Source organism: Plantibacter cousiniae (nom. nud.) (assembly GCF_977070315.1).
Genome location: NZ_CDRVEU010000004.1, coordinates 191,027 through 213,345, shown reverse-complemented (window position 1 = coordinate 213,345; position 22,319 = coordinate 191,027). Strand labels below are relative to the sequence as shown.

Below are 22,319 nucleotides of genomic sequence, written 5' to 3'. Positions count from 1 at the left end.
GGGTGAGTGGTTGGGCTCATACCAGCTTTCCAGTGCTCATCAGGCTGGACATGAGCGGCATCTCGATGGCGGTCGGATCGGTGAAGCGGCGAATATCGAACGGGCTGATCAATGTGCGCGTGCTGCCGGTGCTGATCAGCTCGGCCATGACGTCACCGACGCCGGGGCCAAGCTGAAAACCATGGCCGCAGAAGCCAAACGCGTAGAACAGGCCGTCGACCTTGCCGCTGCGGCCCATGATCGGCAGCGAGTCCGGCGTGTAACTCTCGATGCCGCTCCAGACACGGATGATGTTCAGCTTCTCTGCACCCGGTAGCAGGCGTTTCATCTGTTTCATCTGGTTGATCAGGCTCTCCGGCTTGAAGTAGGCGCGGCGGTTGAGCATGTCCGGTTTATTGCGATTGCCGCCTCCGATGATGATGTTGCCGCGCGGGATCTGCCGGAAATAGATCACTTCTTCCTTGATCCTGGTGAACACCCCGATCACCGTCGGCAGCGCGTAAGGTATCGGTTCTGTCACCGACATCTGCGGTCCGTTCGGCTCAAGAGGCACTGACTCGCCGAATTGCTCGGCGAGCCTGGCGCCCCAGGCACCCGCAGTGATGAGCAACTGTTCGGCGACGAATAGCTGTCCATCGGCGGTGGTGACCTGAAACTCGCCGCCGACCTTCTGCACCTCGATCACTTCAGTGCGTTCTTCAATTCTTGCACCTGCGCGACTCGCCGCACGGGCGAATGCGGGTGCAGCCAACCGTGGGTTGGCGTGCCCGTCATGGGGCGCATAGGAACCGCCTTTGACTTGTGCACCAAGAAACGGAAAACGGTCATGCAGAGCCTTGCCGGAAAGGATCTGCAAATCCAGCTCGCGGGCTTCCGGGGCGGCGGCATAGGCTTCCAGTTCGGCAATTTCGTCTTCGCGATAGCAAACGCGCATATGCCCGCTGGGAATGAATTCCAGGTCTTCACCGATCAGCTCAGGCAGGCGCTTCCACAGTGCCCAAGAGCGATTGGACAGTTCCAGTTGGCCAAGAAATCGTCCCTGACGGCGCACGTTGCCGAAATTCACGCCGCTGGCATATTGGCCGATCTGGTCACGCTCCAGCAGGGTGACCGAACGGCCGTGCTGGCGCAGAAAAAACGCGGAGGAAGCGCCCATGAAGCCGCCGCCGATAATCAGGACATCGCTTTTTTGTGGGGTCATGAGGGGCTCCCGGTCATGTTCATTGATCACAGCGCGCCAGGGCTTCGATCTCGATCAGGTAGCCGTGGTGCAATTCCGGGACCGGCACTACGGCACGCGCAGGGCGATGCTCGCCCAGATAGCCCGCGTAGAGACGGTCGAAGGCAGGCCAGTGTTGGACGCCGGCAATATAAATGGTCACTTTCAGCAGGTCATTCGTGCTGCATCCCGCCGCGCCGAGGATGGCCAGCAGATTGTCCAGCGCGACCGCAGCCTGGACCTCGAACGGCTCCCCGACGCTGTGACTGCCATCGGCGCGCACCGGCAATTGTCCGGAAACATGCAGCGTGCCCTGATGCAGCATCGCCTGCGAATAATGCCCACCGGGTGCTGCGGCCAGGGACGTACTGATCGGTTTCATCTCACCAGCCATGCAGGCGACTCCAGGTATGGATTGCGCCTTCGCTGTCGCAGGCGTGGTAGTCCGGGAATTGCGCGCCGGGGGCACAGGCGTGATTGGGCAGAATGCGCAGTCGGCTGCCGATGGGAAAACGCTTGCTGATGTCGGTCTCGCTGCCCGTAGCAAGCGTGATGATGCCGTGCTCCTGATTGGCACCGGTGACCCGTGCACCGTCGATCCACTCGCCGCTTTCGCTGCACACCTGGCCGTAGCCGAAATCCTCGCGCTGGCGCTGAGTGCCACGGTCGCGGCTCATGGCCATCCAGCCCGCGTCAACGATGATCCAGCCCTTGTCGTGCTGGTGGCCGATGACCGTGGTCAACACGCTCAGGGCCAGCTCATCTGCCTGGCATACGCCAATGTTGTGCATCACCAGGTCGAAGAACACATACACGCCGGCGCGAACTTCGGTCACGCCGTGCAGGCTCTGCGCCGACAGGGCCGTCGGTGTCGAACCAATGCTGACGTCCGCACAGGGCAGTCCTGCCTGACGAATCCGCTCGGCGGCGCTGACGCAGAGCCTGCGCTCCTGTTCGGCGAGGGCTTGCAGGGCTGCGGGGGTGTCGAGGTCATAACTGGACCCGGCATGGGTCATTACCCCACGCAGTTGCATGCCACCGTCGACCAGCGTGCGCGCGACCTCGACGAGCGATGCATCGTCGACGGTCAGGCCGGAACGATGACCGTCGCAATCGATTTCAATCCAGACGTCGAAACGTTCGTCATGCGCCTGGCCGAAGACCACAATCGCCCGGGCAGCCGCCACGCTGTCGGTCAGGAGGCTCAGGCGGCAGCCCTTGCGCCGCAGTCTGAGTGCCTGCTCCAGCTTGCCGGGCGCAATGGCCACGGCATAGAACACATCGTCGATGCCCTCGGCAAAGCAGTGTTCGGCCTCCTTTAATGTCGATACCGTGACGCCGCTGGCGCCCGCTGCAATCTGCGCCTGAATGACCGGCAGGCATTTGCTGGTCTTGACGTGTGGGCGCAAGCGCACGCCCAGTTCATTCATGCGTTGTTGCATGCGCTGGATGTTGTGCTGCATGCGCGACACATCGAGCAGCGCGACAGGCGTATCGAGAGAGGACAGGGAGGCTGACATGGAAAGCGCTCATGTGGCTGGGTACGGCAGCCACTCTACGCAGCGATGATGAAGCTGTGGTTCAATGCGTGATCATCAATCATTAAGCTGAAGTGAATGATAGCCATCGAAGACCTGCGTTTGGCCGTGACCCTGTCGCGCTGCGAATCGCTCAGTGCTGCCGCCAGAATCCTCAACGTCTCGCCGCCGGCGTTGTCGATGCGCTTGCGCAAACTGGAGGCGCAACTGGGCATCACCCTGGCCAATCGCGACGCCAGACGCCTGAGTCTGACCGCTGATGGCGAGCGTTTCGCACGCGAAAGCGCACAGTTGCTGGAGCAATTGGAGGCGCTCCCGGAGTCCTTTAAGCAGCGTGACGAACGGCTGGTGGGTACGCTGCGCCTGGCAGCGCCATTCGGTTATGGGCGCCAGCGCATTGCGCCGCTGCTGGCGCGCTTCGCCAGGCTGCACCCGCAGTTGTGTCTGCAGTTGGACCTGCGCGAAACACCTTGGCCGGACCGTCATGACAGCGATGCGGTGATACACATCGGTAGCCTCAATGACAGCCAGTGGATCGCCAGGCCGCTGGCGCAGAACCATCGCTGGCTATGCGCCAGCCCGGCATATATCGAGCAACATGGTGTGCCCTCGACGCCCGAACAGCTGGCTGCCCATCGCTGCATCTGTATTCGCGAAAACGATGAAGACGTCACCCTCTGGCACCTGAGCAAGGGCCAGACCAAAAAGACCCTGCGCATCGAGCCCGCGCTGCTCAGCAACGACGGTTCGGTCGCCCGGCGCTGGGCCGAGCAGGGGCTGGGCATCGTGTTGCGCTCGCAGTGGGACGTCAGCGACGCCATTGCCAGCGGCAGGCTGGTAAGGGTGCTCGCCGATTGGCAACTGGCCAGTGCGCCGATCAACCTGCTGGTGCCTGTACGCAAGCATCGCAGCGCACGGGTGCAGGCGCTGACCGAGTTTCTCGAGACAGCTCTGAAAGCCTGATTCGGCAAAGCAACGGCACGCTGTTGGTCGCAGGGTTGAATACCTTAATTGACGCTCACGGCAACGCGCGGGTATAAACCGCGTCTTGTGTTTTTGTCGGATTTTTCTCCATGAGCTTCAGCCCCCTGATTCGCCAGTTGATCGATGCCTTCCGCGTGCTGCCGGGCGTCGGTCAGAAAACCGCTCAGCGCATGGCGTTGCAGTTGCTGGAGCGTGACCGCAGCGGCGGTTCGCGGCTGGCGCAGGCACTGGGGCAGGCGATGGACGGCGTGGGTCACTGCCGCTCGTGCCGCACGCTGACCGAAGAGGAACTCTGCCCGCAATGTGCAGATACGCGTCGTGATGACACGTTGTTGTGCGTGGTTGAAGGCCCGACGGATGTCTATGCGGTGGAGCAGACCGGCTACCGCGGTCGTTACTTCGTGCTCAAGGGCCATCTGTCGCCACTCGACGGCCTGGGGCCGGAGGCCATCGGCATTCCGCAGTTGATGGAACGCATCAGTCAGCAGGGCACCTTCACCGAAGTGATTCTCGCGACCAATCCGACCGTGGAAGGCGAAGCGACGGCGCATTACATCGCCCAGTTGCTCCATGACAAGGGCCTGGTGGCGTCGCGCATCGCCCACGGCGTTCCGCTGGGTGGCGAGCTGGACCTGGTCGACGGCGGTACCCTGGCGCACTCGTTTGCAGGGCGCAAGCCGATTTCGATGTGATACCGGCCAGCGCTTCTGCTGTCAGTAGCGCGGTGTAATATCGCGCTCGACAGGTGGCGCGTCCGGGTCCTGACCTGCCGGAAACTTGCCTTTCAGGTGCCAGGCGAACGCGATGATTTCGGCAATCGTGCGGTACAGCGGCTCGGGAATGCTGTCGCCCAGCTCCATGCGTGCCAGCAGCTTGACCAGTTCGGCATTCTCGTAGATGGGCACTTCGTATTCGCGAGCAATGGCCAGAATCGCCTCGGCCAACTGGTCGTCGCCCTTGGCGCTGAGCGTCGGAGCATGCTGGCCGTCATAGCTGAGGGCGATAGCCTGGCGCGGAGTGTGGTCGGGTAGGCTCATCAGGCGTTCTCGTCGATCCAGCGTTGTTCGAGCGCGGTACGCGGACCGCTTGGCGGTGTGCCGTGACTGCAGGCCAGTTCGCCTACTGCCAGGCCGCAGGCTATCAGCCGTTCGCGCAGATACCCCAGCTCATGTTCGATCAATGCCGCGCTGTCGGGGCGCTCGGCCCACAGCTGGCTGGACAGCGTGCCGCGCAGTAACTGTGCATGCACCTGCAAGGGGCCCAACGGCTCGAGGTTGAACGCCAGATCGACTTTCCAGAGCTTTTCCCGGGTGTCCTTGATCTCGCCATCATCACGGTCTTCGGCGGCCTCCTGATCCGGCGTGTCTTCGCGCTGCACCTTGACCTGCAAGGGCACGATGTCGTGGGCGTTGCGCATTGGCACTTCCAGTTGCCAGGTGGTCACCTGGGTGCCGTCGGCGTTGGTACGTGTCTGCTCCAGACCGCCCAGTTGATGGCTTTGCAGGCGTGATACGGCAGCCGCAGCGAGCTTGAGGAGGATTTCCAGATCGTCCTCCTTCTCGCCTCCGCTGACCGTGCGCGATGGCAGCGGAAAAATGCTTGGCTGTGTGCGTGCCGCGACCAGGCCCAGGGTGCCCAGCGCATTGCGGATTGCATTGGGCATTGTGCGCGCCAGGGTATTGGACGCCGCAGCTGCGCCATAGGACGTGTTATCCGGCAGGCCGGGAAGGATCTGGGCGATCAGGCGCATCAGATTGGCTTTCATGTCCGGCATGTGCGCCGGGTTCAATCCGGCCAGCAGCTTGGCTTCCAGAAATACACCGCTGGCGTTGAGCGCCTGTGCGACGCCTTTGGGCGTGGTCATCTGCTCAACGTCGGGCAGGTCGGCAAGTAACTGGTTGATACTGGCCTGCAGCGGCGCGCTGATGGCCGGGCTGGTACTGGTCGGGCTGCCGGACTGCAGGTTTTGCAGGGCGTTGATCAGAGTGTCCAGCGAGCCTTGGCGATTTTGCTGTGCGGACAGTTGCTGCGCCACGGCCAGTTGGTCGAAACGACCGGGCAGGGCAACGAAGTTGAGTGCCTGATTGCCTTGCACCTGAGCGCTCAAGAGGCTGCCCACCGTCAGCGGCTGCGGGCTCTCGATGGTCAGGCTGGAACCCGCCAGCGCTGTGTTGAGCAGCATCACGATGGACCGGTAGGTGGGCGTCGCAGCGGCCGGGTTCTGGCCGGCCAGTTGATTGACTCCCTGAGCGATCACCTGGCTGGTCATGACTTTGCCCTGCAGCAGCGTGCCGACCGGTAATTGTCGGGTATCGATGCTGGTCATCGAGTTTTTCAGCGCGCCGTTGAGCTGCTGCAGCGTCAAGGTCAGCTCGTTGGCCGACGCCTGCGCCACTTGCAGCAGGCTGCCGGGCGTGAACGGGACGCTGCTGGTGACCGGTAAATTGGTCAGGCTGCCGTTGGCGAGCACCAGTCGCAACAACAGCTGGAAGTTCTGGTTGACCTGCTTGAGGGTCAGCACTTCGGCGTTGACGGTCTCGCCTTCGGGGATCAGATTTTCCGCCGATTGCAGCATGGTCAGCACTTGCGCCGGGGAGATGCCGTTGCGCAGCAGTGTCATGGTGGCGTTTGTTGCCGGAACGCTGGTGATGTCGCCTGTCATTGAACTATCGACCCGAGGAAATTGCCCCTTTGATAACAGGACTCGCATGTATAATACCGGCCAAAACCGGACCAGCCGCCATTAACTTCTCTTCATGTAACGGCCGTATCAACCCCGACTTGAACCGCGTTTTACTCCGTATGTGTCTGTTCTGGCACATTTCGCGACGCAAAGCACTGGAAACGCTCGATGATCCCAGCCACCCCATTTTTGCAAGCGACGGCTCTGGCGTGTGAGCGGGACGGGCGGATGCTGTTCGAAAACCTCGATCTTCAGTTGCACACAGGCGACATGCTGCAGATCAGCGGTCCCAACGGCTGCGGCAAGACCAGCCTGCTGCGCCTGCTGTGCGGGTTGATGCAGCCAACGGTCGGGCAGGTAGTGCTCGACGCGCAGCCAGTGGGTCGTGAGCCCGCGGCACCGGGCAGCAAGCTGTTGTGGATCGGTCATGCGCCAGCGCTCAAGGATGTGCTGACGCCGCTGGAAAACCTGTCCTGGCTCAGTGCACTGCACCAGCCAGCCGATGCCGACGCCATAGCCACCGCCCTCGATGCGGTCGGTCTGGCAGGTTTCGAGGACGTGCCCTGCCACACCTTGTCGGCCGGGCAGCAGCGTCGCGTCGCGCTGGCACGTCTGTATCTGCCGGGTCCGCCACTCTGGCTGCTCGACGAGCCGTTTACCGCGCTCGACCGCCAAGGCATCGAGCAACTGGAAAACCACCTTGCCGGGCACTGTGAACAGGGCGGCATGATTGTCATGACCACCCACCACAGCCTGAGCCGGGTGCCTGCGGGCTATCGGGATCTCGACCTGGGGCAGTGGTCAGCATGAGCAATGTGTTTGTCCTGCTGATGCTCCGTGAGGTGCGGCTGCTGGCGAGGCGTCCCGCAGAGCTGGCTAACCCACTGGTGTTCTTCGCGATCGTGGTCGCCCTGTTTCCGCTGGCGCTGGGACCGCAGACGCAATTGTTGCAAACCTTGTCGCCGGGGCTGGTCTGGGTGGCGGCGCTGCTGGCCGTGCTGCTGTCGCTGGACGGGCTGTTGCGCAGTGATTTCGAGGACGGCTCGCTGGAGCAGTGGGTCCTTTCGCCGCACCCGCTGGCCCTTCTGGTGCTGATCAAAGTGCTGGCACACTGGGTTTTTTCCGGGCTGGCACTGGTACTGTTGTCACCCTTGCTGGCCTTGATGCTCGGCCTGCCGGTGCAGTGCCTGCCGGTGTTGATGGTTTCGCTGCTGCTGGGCACACCGGTGCTCAGCCTGCTGGGGGCATTGGGGACGGCATTGACCGTGGGGTTGAAGCGTGGCGGCCTGCTGCTGGCATTGTTGATACTGCCGCTGTATATCCCGGTGCTGATTCTGGGCAGCGGTGCGTTGCAGGCCGCGTTGCAGGGCATGCCGACGACCGGCTATCTGTTGTGGCTGGGCAGCCTGGCGGCGCTGGCGATCACCCTGACACCCTTTGCGATAGCCGCTGGCCTGAAGATCAGCATCGGCGAATAATTGTGGTTCCGGGATCGAGACTTCGATGCCGTTCAATACCCTGGATGTACCCTGATGAAAAGCAACGCCATGAAAAGCAGCATCGGTTGGGCCTGGCTGCACACGCTCGGCTCACCGAAAGGGTTTTATCGCGTCAGCGCACGCCTGCTGCCCTGGTTGAGTGTTGCCGCCGTGCTGTTGCTGGTCATCGGCATGGTCTGGGGCCTGGCGTTCGCGCCGCCGGATTACCAGCAGGGCAACAGCTTCCGGATCATTTATATCCACGTACCTGCCGCGATGCTCGCCCAGTCCTGTTACGTCATGCTGGCCGTGTGCGGGCTGGTCGGGCTGGTCTGGAGAATCAAGCTGGCCGATGTCGCACTGCACTGCGCTGCACCTGTTGGCGCGTGGATGACCGCGCTGGCGCTGGCGACCGGCGCGATCTGGGGCAAGCCCACCTGGGGAGCATGGTGGGTCTGGGACGCGCGACTGACCTCGATGCTGATTCTGCTGTTCCTGTATTTCGGCCTGATCGCGCTGGGCAATGCCATCAGTAACCGCGACAGCGCCGCCAAGGCCTGCGCGGTGCTGGCCATCGTCGGTGTGGTGAACATTCCGATCATCAAGTATTCGGTCGAGTGGTGGAACACCCTGCACCAGGGTTCGACGTTCAGCCTCACCGAGAAGCCCGCCATGCCGGCTGAAATGTGGCTACCGCTGCTGTTCACCACGCTGGGTTTCTACTGCTTGTTCGGCGTGCTGTTGATGATGCGCATGCGTCTTGAAGTATTGCGTCGCGAAGCGCGCACGCAATGGGTCAAGGCCGAGATACTGCGCAGCCTGGGTCACACAACCGCGCAGTCGGAGAACACGCTTTGAGTTTTGCATCGTTCAGCGACTTTCTTGCCATGGGCCGCCACGGCGTGTTTGTCTGGTCGGCCTATGGTCTGTGCCTTGTGGTACTGCTGGTCAACGTGGCGCTGCCGCTATGGGCACGGCAGCGGTTTATGAAACAGCAGGCGCGTCGCCTGAAGCGGGAGAATCGCCCGTGAACCCGTTGCGCAAAAAACGCTTGTTGATCATTGTCGCGCTGCTGGCCGGTGTCGGTCTGGCCGTGACCCTGGCCCTCAGCGCCTTGCAGGAAAACATCAACCTGTTCTACACCCCCAGCCAGATCGCCAATGGCGAGGCACCGCTGGATACGCGCATTAGGGCTGGCGGCATGGTCGAAAAGGGCTCATTGCAGCGCTCGGCCGATTCGCTGGACGTGCGTTTTGTGGTCACCGATTTCAACAAGTCGGTGACCATCACCTACCGAGGCATTCTTCCTGATCTGTTTCGTGAAGGGCAGGGCATCGTGGCGCTGGGCAAACTCAATGCACAGGGCGTAGTGCTGGCCGACGAAGTACTGGCCAAGCATGACGAGAAATACATGCCCCCCGAGGTCACCAAGGCGCTGCGTGACAGCGGTCAGGCGGCACCGGCTGCGTCTTCCACACCCGTCAAACAGGGTTGACCGATGATTCCCGAACTCGGCCAGCTGGCCATGATTCTGGCATTCTGCTTTGCGCTGGTGCAGGCCATCATTCCGCTGATCGGCGCATGGCGCGGTGATCGCTTGTGGATGAGCCTTGCCCGTCCGGCAGCCTGGGGCCAGTTCAGCTTTCTGATCTTCGCCTTCGGTTGTCTGACCTACGCGTTCATGGTCGACGACTTCTCAGTCGCCTACGTTGCACAGAACTCCAACACCGCGCTGCCCTGGTACTACAAATTCAGCGCCGTGTGGGGTGCGCATGAAGGTTCGCTGCTGCTCTGGGCGTTGATTCTTGGTGGCTGGACCTTCGCCGTGTCGGTGTTTTCCCGGCAACTGCCGCAGGTGATGCTGGCGCGGGTCCTCGCCGTGATGGGCATGATCAGCCTGGGTTTTCTGTCGTTTCTGATCCTCACCTCCAACCCGTTCGCGCGTCTGTTGCCGCAGATGCCTGCCAACGGACGTGATCTGAACCCGCTGTTGCAGGACATTGGCCTTATCGTGCATCCGCCGATGCTGTACATGGGCTATGTCGGCTTCTCCGTGGCCTTTGCATTCGCCATCGCTGCCTTGCTCGGCGGCCGACTCGACGCCGCCTGGGCGCGTTGGTCCAGGCCGTGGACGCTGGTGGCCTGGGCCTTTCTCGGCATCGGCATCAGCCTTGGCTCGTGGTGGGCGTATTACGAACTGGGCTGGGGCGGCTGGTGGTTCTGGGACCCTGTGGAAAACGCCTCGTTCATGCCCTGGCTGGTGGGCACTGCGCTGATTCACTCGCTGGCGGTCACGGAAAAACGTGGCGTGTTCAAGAGCTGGACGGTATTGCTGGCCATTGCTGCGTTTTCTCTGAGCCTGCTGGGCACTTTCCTGGTCCGTTCCGGAGTGCTGACCTCCGTTCACGCCTTTGCCTCGGACCCGGCGCGCGGCGTGTTCATCCTGATGTTTTTGCTGTTCGTGGTCGGCGGTTCGCTGACCCTGTTTGCGATTCGCGCACCGGTGGTCAAAAGCCACGTCGGGTTCGGTCTGTGGTCGCGGGAAACCCTGCTGCTGGGCAATAACCTGTTGCTGGTGGTTGCCGCGTCCATGATTCTGCTGGGCACCCTTTATCCGCTGGTGATCGATGCCATGAGCGGCGCCAAGATGTCGGTCGGCCCGCCTTACTTCAACACGCTGTTCGTGCCGTTGATGGGCCTGTTGCTGGCGGTCATGGCGGTCGGTGTACTGGTGCGATGGAAGGACACACCACTGAAATGGCTGCTCGGCATGCTGGCCCCGGTACTGCTCGGCAGCGTCGTTCTGGCAGTGCTGGCCGGTCTGCTGCTGGACGATTTCCAGTGGGCGGTGCTGGCCGCTCTGATGCTTGCCGCCTGGGTGCTGCTGGCCGGGGTTCGCGACCTGTTCGACAAGACCCGCTACAAGGGGCTGCTCAGTGGCGCACGCAGTCTGACCCGCAGCTACTGGGGCATGCAGCTGGCGCACCTTGGCATTGTCGTGTGCGCGCTGGGCGTGGTGCTGTCGAGCCAGAACAGCGCCGAGCGCGATTTGCGCATGGCCCCCGGCGAATCCACCGAACTGGGTGGGTATACCTTTGTCTTCGAGGGCGCCCGGCATTATGAAGGGCCGAACTTCACCTCGGATCGGGGCACCGTTCGCGTGTTACGCAACGGCGTTCAACTGACCGAACTGCACCCGGAGAAACGCCTCTACACCGTGCAGCAATCGATGATGACCGAGGCGGGCATTGATGCCGGTTTCAGTCGCGACCTGTATGTCGCCCTGGGTGAACCGCTGGGCGATGGTGCGTGGGCTGTTCGGGTTCATGTCAAACCGTTTGTGCGCTGGATCTGGCTTGGCGGCCTGCTGACCGGTCTGGGTGGGGTGCTGGCGGCGCTCGATCGGCGTTATCGCATCCGGGTCAAGAACAAGGTGCGCGAGGCGTTGGGTCTGTCGGGAGCTGCACAATGAAACGCTGGTTCATGGTACTGCCACTGGTGCTGTTTCTGGGCGTGGCGGCGTTGTTGTATCGCGGTTTGTATCTGGACCCCGCCGAGCTGCCCTCGGCACTGATCGGCAAGCCTTTTCCGGCATTCTCGCTGCCGGCGGTGCAGGGCGAGCGGATGTTGAGCCGTGCCGATCTGCTCGGCAAACCTGCGCTGGTCAACGTCTGGGGCACCTGGTGCGTGGCCTGCCGGGTGGAGCATCCTGTACTGACCCGGCTGGCGCAGCAGGGCGTGCTGATCTACGGCGTGAATTACAAGGACGTCAACGCGGACGCGCTGAAATGGCTCAAGGAATTCCATGATCCGTATCGGTTGAATATTCGTGACCAGGAGGGCTCTCTGGGGCTCGACCTGGGGGTGTACGGCGCGCCGGAAACCTTCCTGATCGATGCTCAAGGCGTCATCCGTTACAAACACGTCGGGGTCATCGACGATGCGGTGTGGCGCGAAAAGCTTGCCGCGCGTTATCAGCAACTGGTCGATGAGGCGCGGCCATGAAGCGCTGTCTGTTGATCGTCCTGCTCGGCATGCTGTGTTCCGGTATTGCTCACGCGGCCATCGACGCTTATGCCTTTCGCGACGACGCCGAGCGCGCGCGCTACAGCGAACTGACCAGAGAACTGCGCTGCCCGAAATGCCAGAACCAGGACATCGCCGACTCCAATGCGCCGATTGCCGCCGATTTGCGCAAGGAAATCTACCGCATGCTGGGCGAAGGGCAGAGCAATCAGCAGATCATCGATTTCATGGTCGATCGCTATGGCGATTTCGTTCGCTACAAACCGAGCCTGACTGCGCGTACCTGGCTGCTGTGGTTCGGGCCGGCCTGCCTGCTGGTCGGCGGGCTTGTGGTGATCGGGCTTATCGTTGGCCGCCGCCGCAAGGCACAATCCGCACAGGCCGACGGACTCTCCGAAGATGAGCGGCAGCGTCTTGCCACCTTGCTGGATGAGCACCGCCCATGATCGATTTCTGGATGGCAACCGGGCTGTTGCTGCTGGTCGCGCTGAGCTTTTTGCTGATTCCGCTGCTGCGCGGCCATCGCGCGCAACGGGAAGAAGACCGCACGGCTCTGAACGTGGCGTTGTATCAGGAGCGACTGAGCGAGTTACAGGTTCAGCACGAGCAGGGCGTGTTGTCGGCGACGCAATTGCAGGCTGCACGTGCCGAAGCAGCGCGCGAGCTGCTCGCCGACACCGAAGGCGCAGAGCCTGCCCGGACATCGCGTCTGGGCAAACCCTTGCTGGTGCTGGCTGCGGTGCTGGTCCCGGTGTTGGGACTGGCGGGCTATCTTCAACTGGGTGCCAGTGACCGGGTTGAATTGAGTCGCGAATTCGCTCGACCACCGACCTCGCTGGCAGACATGACCCAGCGCCTTGAGCGCAGCGTGCAGGCTCAGCCGGATTCCGCCGAAAACCTCTATTTTCTGGCGCGCAGCTATATGGCGCAGAACCGCCCCGGTGATGCCGCGCAGATGTTCGAGCGTTCGGTGGCGCTGGCCGGAAGGCAGCCCGAGTTGCTCGGGCAATGGGCTCAGGCGCTGTATTTCGACCGCGACAAGCACTTCACGCCACAGGTGCAGGCGCTGACCGACGAAGCGCTGCAGGCTGACCCCAGGGAAGTCACCAGCCTTGGCCTGCTCGGGATTGCCGCGTTCGAAACACAGCGCTATCAGGCGGCCGTGGATTATTGGACCCGGTTACTTGCCGCACTGCCCGCAGATGACGCATCGCGTTCGGCACTGGAAGGCGGCATTGCCCGCGCCAGAGATAACCTTGCCAAACGCGCTGCAGACGCGGCGCCGGCAGTGAAGGCGAAGTCGATAAAAATTCATGTCGAGCTGGCTCCCGGGCTTCAAGGCAAAGTAAGGCCGAGCGACAGCGTGTTTATCTTCGCCCGCGCCATCAATGGCCCGGCGGCACCTCTGGCGGTCAAACGCATTACCGTGGCGGACTTGCCTGCCGACGTGGAACTGAGCGATGCCGATGCGATGATGCCGCAACTGAACCTGTCGAACTTCGCGCAAGTCCAACTGGTTGCGCGAGTGTCTCGCGCGGGGCAGCCAACCACCGGTGAGTGGGTCGGCCGCAGTCAGCCTCTGGCCAGTGATACTGCGGCGCAGCAGGCATTGACCATCGACAGTCCGGATAACTAGAGAAATCGCTTATGTACCGTACCGCACGCATCACCTTGTTGGGTCTGGTCGTTGGCCTGAGTGCCTGTGCTGTCCAGCATCCGGCACCGCCTCACAGTCAGGATCCGATTCTTAACCTGCCGGGTGGCCAACAGCCCGGCGCGCCGCGTCCGAGTACCGCACCTTCGGAGCCTGCCAAGGCACCTGCCGCAGCGCCGAAGACCTCGGCCAGCTTCGCGCCGCCACCGGGTGGCGGCAGCCATTGGGACCCGCGCCTGGGCGTGTACGTGATGGACGATCAGCCCAACACTTTCTATCGCCAGCGCACCTATTACCAGTGGAATGACGGCTGGAGCTGGGCAACCAGCCCCAACGGTCCGTGGCAGGCGACCGATGTCAGTGGTGTACCGGCAGGGCTGGGCAAACAGTTCAGTAAATGATTCAGGCTTCAACAAAAACGGCGACCTCGAAGGTCGCCGTTTTGCATTGCCTGAGCGGCTTATTTACCCGGATAGATCTGGTCGAACACCCCACCATCGATGAAATGGGTCTTCTGCACCGTGCGCCAGTCACCGAAGGTTTTCTCCACCGAGAGGAAGTCCACTTTCGGGAAGCGATCGGTGTACTTGGCCAGCACCGCCGGATCACGTGGGCGCAGGTAGTTTTTGGCAGCGATTTCCTGGCCTTCCGGGGACCACAGGTAATTGAGGTATTCCTCAGCCAGGAGGCGGGAGCCTTTCTTGTCCACGACCTTGTCGACCACACTCACCGGTGGCTCGGCTTCTGCCGACACGGAGGGATAAACCACTTCGAACTGATCGCGACCGAATTCGCGGGCGATCATTTCTGCTTCATTCTCGAAGGTGACCAGCACGTCGCCGATCTGGTTGGTCATGAACGTCGTGGTCGCGCCACGGCCGCCTGTATCAAGCACCGGCACATGGCTGAACAGATCACCGACGAATTTCTTCGCCGCCGCTTCATCGCCACCTTTTTTCAGGGTGTAACCCCATGCCGAGAGGTAGGTGTAGCGGCCGTTGCCCGAGGTTTTCGGGTTGGGCACGATGACTTCCACGCCATCCTTGATCAGGTCCGGCCAGTCTTTGAGGGCCTTCGGATTGCCCTTGCGCACAATGAACACCGTGGCCGACGTGAAGGGCGCGCTGTGGTTCGGCAGGCGGCTGACCCAGTCTTTCGGCACCAGCTCGCCGTTGTCGGCCAAGGCGTTGATGTCGGTGGCCATGTTCATGGTGATCACGTCAGCCGGCAGCCCGTCGATGACCGAACGCGCCTGCTTGCTCGACCCGCCGAAGGACATCTGCACGGTCACATCTTCATTCTTCTCGGCTTTCCAGTGTTTCTGGAAGGCGCTGTTGTAGTCCTTGTAGAAATCACGCATCACGTCATAAGAGACGTTGAGCAGCGTTGGAGCTGCATGGGCAGCGCTGGCAAAAGCCAGGCTGGCGGCCAGTAGCGAGGCGGCGAAGAGTTTATTCACTGCAGGGTCCTTGAGATGAAGAGTGGTGTGACAAGCCTGATGGCGTAATGCCGCGACACTATCAGCATCGCGCCTGCGGTTTAAAGACCGAAAAGATCTTTGCTTATGCCTTGTGCTCGGTTTTTTTGAACAATTGATTGCCACATCTTGAGCAGAACGCCGCGCCATGCTCGTGAAGGTTTTTCGAGCACACCGGGCAGTCGTGTTTCAGTTGCTCGCCGCGCATGGCATTGGCCAGCTCGGCGGTGAATATCCCGGTAGGCACGGCGATGATTGAGTAGCCGGTAATCATCACCAGCGAAGAGAGCATCTGGCCGAGCGGGGTCTTGGGCACGATATCGCCAAAGCCCACCGTCGTCAGGGTCACGATAGCCCAGTAAATGCCCTTGGGAATACTGGTGAAGCCATGCTCTGGGCCTTCGATCACGTACATCAGCGTGCCGAACACCGTGACCAGTGTAGACACGGTGACCAGAAACACGATGATCTTCTGCTTGCTGCCACGCAGCGCCGCCAGCAAATAGTTGGCCTGGCGCAGGTAGGTGCCGAGCTTGAGCACCCTGAAGATCCGCAGCATACGGATGATCCGCACGATCAGCAGGTATTGCGCATCGCTGTAATAGATCGACAGCACGCCGGGCACGATGGCCAGCAGGTCCACCAGCCCGTAGAAACTGAATGCGTACTTCAGCGGCCGTGGCGAGCAATAGAGGCGCAGGATGTATTCGATGGCGAACATCAGCGTAAAGCCCCATTCGATCCATGCGAAAAGCATCGCGTAATCACGATGAATACTCTCGATGCTGTCGATGATAGTGACCAGCAGACTGAGCAGAATCGCGACCAGCACCGCCTTGTCAAACATCCGCCCGGCAGGCGTATTGGCCTCGAAAATAACAATATGCAACCGCTCGCGGCGGCTGAGAGAGCTGTCCATGGTGCTTCCCGAATCAAAGATCGGGTGAGCCTAGGAGCATGGATCGGCAAGTGCAAGCACACAAGCGAGCTTGCTCGCGAAGAGGTCGTTACAGCCGCGTAAAGGTGACCTGAGCCGACCCCCAATCCACCTGATATCGCAGAACCGCCGTGTGACGCAGTGCATCACGAACTACATTCCCACGCTGGAGCGTGTGAACGATAATCCGGGTAGTGACTGACACGGGGAGTAAATATGCAGTATGCAGGCGAAGGCTTTTCTCTCAGGATATTGGCATTTGATGATGCCGAGCTGATCAGCCGTTATGAAAACACCCATCGCCAGCATCTGCAGCCCTGGGAGCCGCTAAGGGACGATGACTATTTCATCCTCGAAAACACCCGATCAAGGGTCCAGCAGCAATGGGAAAGCATGCAGACCGGCAGCGCGGTCTTTTTCCTCATAACAGCTCCGGGCGGCGAATTGCTGGGACGCTGCAGCTACACCAACATCGTGAGAGGCGCTTTCCAGGCCTGCAACCTCGGCTTCTCACTGGCAGAAACCGCTCAGGGGCAGGGCTTGATGAAAAGATCGCTGGAAGTCACCAATCGCTACTGTTTCGAACAGATGGGGCTGCATCGAATTATGGCCAGCCACATGCCAGCCAATGTACGCAGCGAGCGACTTCTGCAATCACTCGGCTTCGAAAAGGAAGGGCGCGCGCGCGCCTACCTGAAAATTGCCGGTGTCTGGGAAGATCATGTCCTCAGAGCACTGATCAATCCGAACCACGCCTGATGGCGTGGCGAACGCGCATCCTACTGCTGCGCCACGTCATCCTTCTCCCAGCCGCCGCCGAGAGCCAGAAACAGATTGATCTGCCCCATCGCCACCTGCGTGTTGGCCTCTGCCATCTGCGCGCGTACGTCGGTGTAAGTGCGCGTGGCTTGCAGGTCAGCGAGGAACGAGGCGCGTCCGGCCTGATAGAAGCGGTGCGTCTGGTCAGCCGCTTCTTTGGCAGATTGCTCGGCTTCTCTGAGGGCGTCGCGGCGGTCGAGCAGGGCGGTGTATTGCGCCAGGCCGGTCTGGGTTTCACGGATGGCGTTGAGCACCACACCATCAAAGCGCGCGAGGGCCGCCTGCGCCGAGGCTTCGGCTTGATGGATGCGGGCGCGCGAGCCATTTGAAGGGATGGTCCAGTTCAGCAGCGGGCCGAAGCCCCAGCGATTGGCCGCCGGTTTGCCGAGGTTCTCGATCAGGCCGGTGGTGCCAATGCTCGCGCCGATGCTGATGTCCGGATACAACTCGCCGGTGGCAACGCCGATCTCGGCAGTCGACATCGCCAGATGGCGTTCAGCCTGACGCACATCCGGGCGGCGTTTGAGCAGTGCTGCGCCGTCGCCCACAGGAATGACCTGCGCAATCTGCGGCAACTGGTTGCAGGCACTTACCCCGGCGGGCAGTTGCTCGACAGGTTTGGCCAGCAACATCGACAGGCGAAACATCGCGGCCTGACGGCGCGCTTCGTAACGGGGCATTTCGGCGCGCAATGACTTGAACTGCGTCTGCGAACGAGTGACCTGGGTTTCATCGCCACGCCCGGCATCGCGCAGGCGCTGGTTGAGGGTCACGCTCTGTTGTTGCAGGTCCAGCGATTCGCGGGCGATATCGAGCTCTTCGTTGGCGGCACAAATCTGCGTGTAGGCGCGCACCACATCGGCGACCACTGTGATACGTGCCGTATCCACCGCCGCCTGATTGGCATCGACATTGGCCTGCGCCGCCTCGATGCCACGCTGCAAGGTGCCGAACAGATCGAACTGGTACGAAGTGGTCAGACCCACGTCGCCGACATTGGCCACCGGCACCTTGTCGGTCAGCAGAAACGCCTCGCCGGACTCCTGCACGCGCTGAGCGCCGATCTTCGCGCCGTTGGTAAAGCCGCCAGCCGCCTCGGCTTCCGAGGTCTGATAGCGAGCACGCTGCAGGTTGGCGGCGGCGATGCGCAGGTCGGTATTGGAAGCGATGGCCTGGCGCACCAGCTCATCCAGCCGCGCATCCTGATACAGACGCCACCAGTGCGCCGGCACCGGGGCGGAAACCGTGTTGACCGAGCGGCCCGCCAGTTCACCCTGCAGGTCCGGACGGCTGATCGCGCCCTCCTTGGGCAACCGGTAATCCGGGCCGACCATCTGGCAGGCCGACAGCACGGCGGTAAAGCCGAGCGCGGCCACGCGTAAAGCACGTTTCATCGGCTGCGCTCCTGCGTGTCGTCGATGATCGACACCGTCGCGGTACGTCCGGCAATCATGCGGAAGTCGGCGGGCACGTCATCGAAGGCGATCCGCACTGGAATCCGCTGCGCCAGACGCACCCAGCTGAAAGCCGGGTTGACGTTGGGCAGCAGGTTCGAGCCACTGCTGCGGTCGCGGTCTTCGATACCGGCAACGATGCTCACCACATGGCCGGTCAGCCGCGCGTTGTCGCCGATGACGCGGATGTCGACGCCCTGGCCGACATGGATGCCATCGAGCTTGGTTTCCTCGAAATAGCCGTCGATGTGGAACGACGTCGAATCAACCACCGAAAGCACTGGACGCCCGGCAGTGACGAACTCATGTTCGCGGGGCGCGCGGTCGTTGAGGTAGCCGTCCACCGGGCTGCGTATCACCGAGCGATCCAGGTTCAACTGCGCGGCGTCCACTGCAACCTTTGATTCGCCCAGTGCGGAAAGGGCTCGGGCTTCGCGTGACTGGCTTTCTTCCAATTGTTCGCGGGCGACCAGATTGCCCAGGCCACGGTTACGTTTGTTCTCACGGCGTGCCTGCTCCCAGGTTTCCTGACGTTCGGCGACCGTCGCCTGCGCCTGGCGCAGTGCCAGACGGAAGCGGTCCTGATCGATGGTGAACAGGACCTGGCCCTTGTGCACGGGCTGGTTGTCAGTGACTTCGACTTTCTGGATCAGCCCGGAGACGTCCGGTGCGATTTGCACGATGTCGGCGCGGATATGCCCGTCGCGCGTCCACGGTGCATACATGTAATACATCACCATGCGCCATACGACCACGGCGGCCAGGGTGACAACCAGCAGGGTCAGGACCACGCGGCCCAGTGTCAGTATCGGTTTTTTCATGTCATCAGGTATCGACTTAGAGTATCCACGGCGCCGAGCAACAAAGCGTATAGACCTACGTTGAACAAAGCCCGGTGCCAGACCAGACGGTAGAAGTGGGCACGCGACAGCACCGCATGCACGACAAGAAACAGCAGATAGGCGATGCCCATCATCGCCAGAAACGTGGGGATGAAGATCCCGCTGATATCCAGATCACCGATCACAGGGGCGCTCCATCGATGTTATGCGGCAGTTGCTCGGTCAGTTCCCCGCCCACGGTGACGATTTCGACCCCCGGCAGCAGCGCCAGGCGCAGGCCGCTGAGAGCATGCAGCAGGTGCAGTCGGGCCGGGTTGTCGCCCATCTCCTGATCGGTCAGTGAACGGCGTGCGCGGTCCATGGCCATCAGCAGGCCTCTGGGCGCGGGCAGTCGTTCACCGGCCTTGCGGCACTGTTTGAAATAGCCGCTGACTTCGTCGATCACCTGACGCAGCAATACCTGAGCCGCAGGCGTGGCGCGGCGGGTGTAGGCCAGCAGGTCGAGCATGTTCAGCGCGACGCGCAGCTCACGCAGGGCAATCCCGGTGTCCTGAGCGGTGAGCGTCAGGCGCGGCAATTGCTGCATCAGGCGGTCGAGCATTTGCACGCCCATGCGCCGGTGTTCGGCCAGAGAAGCGTTTTCACTGAGGCTGGCGATGTCACGCCAGCTGAAACGGGTCAGACGCTTGACGGCCAGTTCGACGCCGAACGGGCGGAACACCAGGGTCCAGATGAAGGCGAACAACAGCCCGGCAGGACCCGCCAAGTTGGAGTTGAGGAAGTTCATGAAGTCCGCGTCATAAGCGCTCTGGATGCTGATGAACGACGAGGTGTTGACGATGGTCAGCAGCGTGCCGAGAAAGAAGCGCGGTTGCACGGTCAGGGTACCGACGCAAATGAACGGCACGGAAAAGGCCAGCACCAGCATCGGGAAGTCATGCAGGTTGGGCAGCACCACGAACAGGTACAGGCTGGCGAACACTACCGAGAGCAGGGTCCAGAAGAAGAACCGGTAGATTTGCGGAGCAGGGTCGTCCATGGCAGCGAAGAAGCTGCACGACACCGCTGCCAGTGCCACGGCACTTGCGCCGTCTTTCCAGCCGAGCAGAATCCATAACACCGACGCGGCAATGATCGCCAGCACTGTCGAAGTCACCGAATAGAGCATCAGGCCGCGGTCGAGAAACGGGGTCAACCGACCCAGGCGCCAGTGGCGATAGACCGCGCGCCACTGTGACTGATCGTCGGTCTTGATCGCGTATTGCAGGGTTCGGCAATCCAGCCACAGGTCGATCCACTCACCCAGCCTGAACAGCGTATTGGATAGCAGCAGTTGATCGCGATCGTCCAGTTGCGCGGAATCCGGTTGCAGGCTCTGCAAGTCGCGGTGCAACTGTTGCCATCCTTCCAACTGCGGCGCGTCGGCAGTGCTTTCGAGCCAGTCACAAGCCTTTTGCAACAAGGGCTTGATGCTGGCCAGCAGCTCGGGCGTGCGCCGCTCCAGCGCCCACAGCGCGTCATCCAGCGCATCGATGACCGGCAAGAGGTGGATCATCCGGCCGCGCAGTTCATTGGCGTTGCGCACGGTTTGCTTACGGGCGCCTTCGTGGCTCAACTGGCCGATCATCATTTCCAGCGAGTTGAAGCTGCCGACCATCGAATTGCGCAGCGTGCCGATTTCTTCGGGCTGACAGGTACGGCTGATAAAGCGCTGACTGTAGGTCGCGGCATCACTGAACCATTTCTCCGTGGTGGCCTGAAACACAGGTGCCAGGCGCCTGGGCCAGAACATCGCACCTACGACGGCGGCGCAGATGATGCCGAGAAAAATCTCTTCGGTACGCGACACCGCGATGTCGAACACAGCCTGCGGGTTGTCGACCACCGGCAGCGAAATCAGCGGCATGGTGTAGCCGGCCAACATCAGGGCGTAGCTGTTGGCGGTGCGCAAGTGCAGGGACAGAAACAACAGGGTCCCGGTCCACAGCCCGACCACGATAGCCAGCAACAAGGGCGTTTGTACGAACATCGGCACCAGCAGCACCGACGCCGCTGCACCGGCCAACGTCCCGGCCGCTCTGTACAGCGCCTTGGAGCTGGTCGGGCCGACGAAGGGGCTGGAGACGATGTACACCGTGGCCATCGCCCAGTAGGGGCGGGGCATTTCCATCAACAATGCGATGTACAGCGCCAGCATCGACGCGCCGAAGGTGCGGACACCGTAGAACCAGTCACGTGCCGGCGGAACGCTGGAGAAAAATCCGTTCAAGCCTGGCCCCCGTGTTCGCGCTGCGCCGCATCAGCAAAGGCCTGTAACACACGCAAGGTGGCCTCCAGATCGGCAGGCTGCAGACCTTGCAGCACTTCGGCGCGCAAGCGGGTCAGCTCGGCTTCGATGGAGCAGGCCAGTGCGCGACCTTTGCGAGTCAGGCTCAAGGCCTTGGCGCGGCGGTCATTCGGATCTTCAGTGCGGCAAACGATATCGGCCTTGCACAACTGGTCGAGCAGACGCACCAGCGTCGGGCTCTCCATGCCAGCCGCCTGGGCGACTTTCACCTGATGTGCGCCATCGCCCAGACGCGCAATGGCCAGCAACGGACCTGCGCAGGCTTCGGAAATGCCATAGGTCACCAGCGTGTTCTGGCAGATGCGTCGCCATTGGCGAGACGCTGCCACCAGGCCACTGCTGATTGTCCGATGCAGGGATTCGACAGACATGGAAACACCAGGAATTTAGTTAGGAGAGATATTGTTAGCAGGGAGATAAATAGCTTGCTAACTAATATCCCGTAACAACTGCTTACAGTCAACCCGAAGCCGCCCGGCGGAGGCGCTTTTTTAACCCGGCGAAAGCGTATTTCGAGGCGGCGTAGCGTTGATGAAGGGGCGCCTTTGTCAGTTTCAAGTGCCATAAGTTCATTTTTCATGAATATAATTGCTACCGTCTGTCGGTAATTTGCGGCTTTTTGCGCTGTATCGGCCTCGATACATTCAAAAAAATGACGCGCTTCGCAAAACACTTCTTCACGTTAATCAACGCTCACAGCTTGGTGGTAGCACATAGCCTCATCGCAACAATTGATATCACAATGATGGCATCGGCTATATTTAGACGTTTTGTTGACGCCAAAGCATTGTCGATGCTGTTTAAAAAATAAACGATTCAGCCGATAGTCTGGATGACCAAACGGGCCAGCACACCCGTTCC

General features: G+C 61.4%; 25 protein-coding genes. 13 read left to right on the top strand and 12 right to left on the bottom strand.

The window, feature by feature from the left end; translation table 11 throughout:
• Positions 1 to 16: 16 nt before the first annotated feature.
• From ACW55A_RS10940 to ACW55A_RS10930, 3 genes are read right to left on the bottom strand one after another with little or no spacing between them, the layout of a single operon-like run.
• On the bottom strand, positions 17 to 1,201 hold the full coding sequence (locus ACW55A_RS10940) for an NAD(P)/FAD-dependent oxidoreductase (protein ID WP_455808174.1): 1,185 nt from the start codon (positions 1,199 to 1,201) through the stop codon (positions 17 to 19).
• A gap of 19 nt (positions 1,202 to 1,220) precedes the next feature.
• Positions 1,221 to 1,613, bottom strand: a complete 393-nt coding sequence (locus ACW55A_RS10935; RefSeq protein WP_003370265.1) for a RidA family protein — start codon at positions 1,611 to 1,613, stop codon at positions 1,221 to 1,223.
• Positions 1,603 to 2,739, bottom strand: a complete 1,137-nt coding sequence (locus ACW55A_RS10930; protein ID WP_498811285.1) for a DSD1 family PLP-dependent enzyme — start codon at positions 2,737 to 2,739, stop codon at positions 1,603 to 1,605. Before ACW55A_RS10930 ends, ACW55A_RS10935 begins: the two co-directional genes overlap by 11 nt.
• Before the next feature lie 96 nt (positions 2,740 to 2,835).
• On the opposite strand from ACW55A_RS10930, the gene ACW55A_RS10925 reads away from it, so the two are divergent.
• Both ACW55A_RS10925 and recR read left to right on the top strand, forming a co-directional pair.
• Positions 2,836 to 3,720 (top strand): LysR family transcriptional regulator, encoded by an 885-nt coding sequence (locus ACW55A_RS10925; protein WP_003370269.1) that lies wholly within the window; start codon positions 2,836 to 2,838, stop codon positions 3,718 to 3,720.
• A gap of 110 nt (positions 3,721 to 3,830) precedes the next feature.
• The gene (recR, locus tag ACW55A_RS10920; RefSeq protein WP_003370271.1) at positions 3,831 to 4,433 is read left to right on the top strand and encodes a recombination mediator RecR; all 603 of its coding nucleotides are present in this window, start codon (positions 3,831 to 3,833) and stop codon (positions 4,431 to 4,433) included.
• Between the two features lie 21 nt (positions 4,434 to 4,454).
• Here the strand turns inward: recR and ACW55A_RS10915 are convergent, their stop codons facing one another.
• On the bottom strand, positions 4,455 to 4,778 hold the full coding sequence (locus ACW55A_RS10915) for an EscU/YscU/HrcU family type III secretion system export apparatus switch protein (protein WP_003370273.1): 324 nt from the start codon (positions 4,776 to 4,778) through the stop codon (positions 4,455 to 4,457).
• Entirely contained in the window at positions 4,778 to 6,403 is a 1,626-nt protein-coding gene (gene fliK / locus ACW55A_RS10910) for a flagellar hook-length control protein FliK (RefSeq protein WP_455808172.1), read from the bottom strand. The genes ACW55A_RS10915 and fliK overlap by 1 nt, the downstream gene beginning before the upstream one ends.
• 189 nt (positions 6,404 to 6,592) lie before the next feature.
• On the opposite strand from fliK, the gene ccmA reads away from it, so the two are divergent.
• Genes ccmA through ACW55A_RS10860 form a run of 10 tightly spaced genes read left to right on the top strand, consistent with a single transcriptional unit; the run spans position 6,593 to position 13,983 of the window.
• Positions 6,593 to 7,234, top strand: a complete 642-nt coding sequence (gene ccmA / locus ACW55A_RS10905; protein WP_032609920.1) for a cytochrome c biogenesis heme-transporting ATPase CcmA — start codon at positions 6,593 to 6,595, stop codon at positions 7,232 to 7,234.
• Positions 7,231 to 7,902: a heme exporter protein CcmB gene (gene ccmB / locus ACW55A_RS10900; RefSeq protein WP_065349480.1), complete on the top strand. Its 672-nt coding sequence runs from the start codon at positions 7,231 to 7,233 to the stop codon at positions 7,900 to 7,902. The genes ccmA and ccmB overlap by 4 nt, the downstream gene beginning before the upstream one ends.
• 54 nt (positions 7,903 to 7,956) lie before the next feature.
• Complete coding sequence (locus ACW55A_RS10895) at positions 7,957 to 8,760, top strand: heme ABC transporter permease (protein ID WP_122241020.1); 804 nt, start codon at positions 7,957 to 7,959, stop codon at positions 8,758 to 8,760.
• Entirely contained in the window at positions 8,757 to 8,933 is a 177-nt protein-coding gene (gene ccmD, locus ACW55A_RS10890) for a heme exporter protein CcmD (protein ID WP_003370283.1), read from the top strand. The genes ACW55A_RS10895 and ccmD overlap by 4 nt, the downstream gene beginning before the upstream one ends.
• Positions 8,930 to 9,397, top strand: coding sequence for a cytochrome c maturation protein CcmE (gene ccmE / locus ACW55A_RS10885; RefSeq protein ID WP_455808171.1), 468 nt, complete (start codon positions 8,930 to 8,932; stop codon positions 9,395 to 9,397). The genes ccmD and ccmE overlap by 4 nt, the downstream gene beginning before the upstream one ends.
• Before the next feature lie 3 nt (positions 9,398 to 9,400).
• Positions 9,401 to 11,374, top strand: coding sequence for a heme lyase CcmF/NrfE family subunit (locus ACW55A_RS10880; RefSeq protein WP_455808170.1), 1,974 nt, complete (start codon positions 9,401 to 9,403; stop codon positions 11,372 to 11,374).
• A complete protein-coding gene (locus tag ACW55A_RS10875; protein ID WP_187810170.1) occupies positions 11,371 to 11,907 on the top strand; it encodes a DsbE family thiol:disulfide interchange protein in 537 nt (178 codons plus the stop codon). The genes ACW55A_RS10880 and ACW55A_RS10875 overlap by 4 nt, the downstream gene beginning before the upstream one ends.
• On the top strand, positions 11,904 to 12,374 hold the full coding sequence (locus ACW55A_RS10870) for a cytochrome c-type biogenesis protein (protein WP_074808734.1): 471 nt from the start codon (positions 11,904 to 11,906) through the stop codon (positions 12,372 to 12,374). The genes ACW55A_RS10875 and ACW55A_RS10870 overlap by 4 nt, the downstream gene beginning before the upstream one ends.
• Positions 12,371 to 13,564, top strand: a complete 1,194-nt coding sequence (gene ccmI, locus ACW55A_RS10865; protein ID WP_455808169.1) for a c-type cytochrome biogenesis protein CcmI — start codon at positions 12,371 to 12,373, stop codon at positions 13,562 to 13,564. The genes ACW55A_RS10870 and ccmI overlap by 4 nt, the downstream gene beginning before the upstream one ends.
• An 11-nt stretch (positions 13,565 to 13,575) precedes the next feature.
• Entirely contained in the window at positions 13,576 to 13,983 is a 408-nt protein-coding gene (locus ACW55A_RS10860; protein WP_003370296.1) for a hypothetical protein, read from the top strand.
• A gap of 59 nt (positions 13,984 to 14,042) precedes the next feature.
• Here ACW55A_RS10860 and ACW55A_RS10855 read toward each other — a convergent pair whose 3' ends face one another.
• Together ACW55A_RS10855 and ACW55A_RS10850 are read right to left on the bottom strand one after the other, a co-directional pair.
• Positions 14,043 to 15,041: a sulfate ABC transporter substrate-binding protein gene (locus ACW55A_RS10855; protein WP_455808168.1), complete on the bottom strand. Its 999-nt coding sequence runs from the start codon at positions 15,039 to 15,041 to the stop codon at positions 14,043 to 14,045.
• A 103-nt stretch (positions 15,042 to 15,144) separates the two neighbouring features.
• Positions 15,145 to 15,978: an ion transporter gene (locus ACW55A_RS10850; RefSeq protein ID WP_003370300.1), complete on the bottom strand. Its 834-nt coding sequence runs from the start codon at positions 15,976 to 15,978 to the stop codon at positions 15,145 to 15,147.
• Positions 15,979 to 16,212: 234 nt separating this feature from the next.
• Here ACW55A_RS10850 and ACW55A_RS10845 point away from each other — a divergent pair, with 234 nt between their 5' ends.
• Positions 16,213 to 16,755 carry a GNAT family N-acetyltransferase gene (locus ACW55A_RS10845; RefSeq protein ID WP_455808167.1) on the top strand — a complete coding sequence of 181 codons (543 nt, stop codon included), beginning with the start codon at positions 16,213 to 16,215 and terminating at the stop codon, positions 16,753 to 16,755.
• Positions 16,756 to 16,775: 20 nt separating this feature from the next.
• Here the strand turns inward: ACW55A_RS10845 and ACW55A_RS10840 are convergent, their stop codons facing one another.
• From ACW55A_RS10840 to ACW55A_RS10820, 5 genes are read right to left on the bottom strand one after another with little or no spacing between them, the layout of a single operon-like run.
• Positions 16,776 to 18,209, bottom strand: a complete 1,434-nt coding sequence (locus ACW55A_RS10840) for an efflux transporter outer membrane subunit (protein WP_455808166.1) — start codon at positions 18,207 to 18,209, stop codon at positions 16,776 to 16,778.
• Positions 18,206 to 19,090 carry an efflux RND transporter periplasmic adaptor subunit gene (locus ACW55A_RS10835; RefSeq protein ID WP_003344172.1) on the bottom strand — a complete coding sequence of 295 codons (885 nt, stop codon included), beginning with the start codon at positions 19,088 to 19,090 and terminating at the stop codon, positions 18,206 to 18,208. The genes ACW55A_RS10840 and ACW55A_RS10835 overlap by 4 nt, the downstream gene beginning before the upstream one ends.
• Entirely contained in the window at positions 19,087 to 19,296 is a 210-nt protein-coding gene (locus ACW55A_RS10830) for a DUF1656 domain-containing protein (RefSeq protein WP_003315925.1), read from the bottom strand. Before ACW55A_RS10830 ends, ACW55A_RS10835 begins: the two co-directional genes overlap by 4 nt.
• Positions 19,293 to 21,380, bottom strand: a complete 2,088-nt coding sequence (locus ACW55A_RS10825) for an FUSC family protein (protein WP_044308509.1) — start codon at positions 21,378 to 21,380, stop codon at positions 19,293 to 19,295. The genes ACW55A_RS10830 and ACW55A_RS10825 overlap by 4 nt, the downstream gene beginning before the upstream one ends.
• Entirely contained in the window at positions 21,377 to 21,829 is a 453-nt protein-coding gene (locus ACW55A_RS10820; RefSeq protein ID WP_003305524.1) for a MarR family winged helix-turn-helix transcriptional regulator, read from the bottom strand. Before ACW55A_RS10820 ends, ACW55A_RS10825 begins: the two co-directional genes overlap by 4 nt.
• Between the last annotated feature and the right edge of the window lie 490 nt (positions 21,830 to 22,319).

Bases quoted from the DNA above. Each gene is read 5' to 3' on its own strand.
- ACW55A_RS10940 (WP_455808174.1), bottom strand. From the start codon at position 1,201: ATGACCCCACAAAAAAGCGATGTCCTGATTATCGGCGGCGGCTTCATG.
- ACW55A_RS10935 (WP_003370265.1), bottom strand. From the start codon at position 1,613: ATGGCTGGTGAGATGAAACCGATCAGTACGTCCCTGGCCGCAGCACCC.
- ACW55A_RS10930 (WP_498811285.1), bottom strand. From the start codon at position 2,739: ATGTCAGCCTCCCTGTCCTCTCTCGATACGCCTGTCGCGCTGCTCGAT.
- ACW55A_RS10925 (WP_003370269.1), top strand. From the start codon at position 2,836: ATGATAGCCATCGAAGACCTGCGTTTGGCCGTGACCCTGTCGCGCTGC.
- recR (WP_003370271.1), top strand. From the start codon at position 3,831: ATGAGCTTCAGCCCCCTGATTCGCCAGTTGATCGATGCCTTCCGCGTG.
- ACW55A_RS10915 (WP_003370273.1), bottom strand. From the start codon at position 4,778: ATGAGCCTACCCGACCACACTCCGCGCCAGGCTATCGCCCTCAGCTAT.
- fliK (WP_455808172.1), bottom strand. From the start codon at position 6,403: ATGACAGGCGACATCACCAGCGTTCCGGCAACAAACGCCACCATGACA.
- ccmA (WP_032609920.1), top strand. From the start codon at position 6,593: ATGATCCCAGCCACCCCATTTTTGCAAGCGACGGCTCTGGCGTGTGAG.
- ccmB (WP_065349480.1), top strand. From the start codon at position 7,231: ATGAGCAATGTGTTTGTCCTGCTGATGCTCCGTGAGGTGCGGCTGCTG.
- ACW55A_RS10895 (WP_122241020.1), top strand. From the start codon at position 7,957: ATGAAAAGCAACGCCATGAAAAGCAGCATCGGTTGGGCCTGGCTGCAC.
- ACW55A_RS10880 (WP_455808170.1), top strand. From the start codon at position 9,401: ATGATTCCCGAACTCGGCCAGCTGGCCATGATTCTGGCATTCTGCTTT.
- ACW55A_RS10875 (WP_187810170.1), top strand. From the start codon at position 11,371: ATGAAACGCTGGTTCATGGTACTGCCACTGGTGCTGTTTCTGGGCGTG.
- ACW55A_RS10870 (WP_074808734.1), top strand. From the start codon at position 11,904: ATGAAGCGCTGTCTGTTGATCGTCCTGCTCGGCATGCTGTGTTCCGGT.
- ccmI (WP_455808169.1), top strand. From the start codon at position 12,371: ATGATCGATTTCTGGATGGCAACCGGGCTGTTGCTGCTGGTCGCGCTG.
- ACW55A_RS10860 (WP_003370296.1), top strand. From the start codon at position 13,576: ATGTACCGTACCGCACGCATCACCTTGTTGGGTCTGGTCGTTGGCCTG.
- ACW55A_RS10850 (WP_003370300.1), bottom strand. From the start codon at position 15,978: ATGGACAGCTCTCTCAGCCGCCGCGAGCGGTTGCATATTGTTATTTTC.
- ACW55A_RS10845 (WP_455808167.1), top strand. From the start codon at position 16,213: ATGCAGTATGCAGGCGAAGGCTTTTCTCTCAGGATATTGGCATTTGAT.
- ACW55A_RS10840 (WP_455808166.1), bottom strand. From the start codon at position 18,209: ATGAAACGTGCTTTACGCGTGGCCGCGCTCGGCTTTACCGCCGTGCTG.
- ACW55A_RS10835 (WP_003344172.1), bottom strand. From the start codon at position 19,090: ATGAAAAAACCGATACTGACACTGGGCCGCGTGGTCCTGACCCTGCTG.
- ACW55A_RS10820 (WP_003305524.1), bottom strand. From the start codon at position 21,829: ATGTCTGTCGAATCCCTGCATCGGACAATCAGCAGTGGCCTGGTGGCA.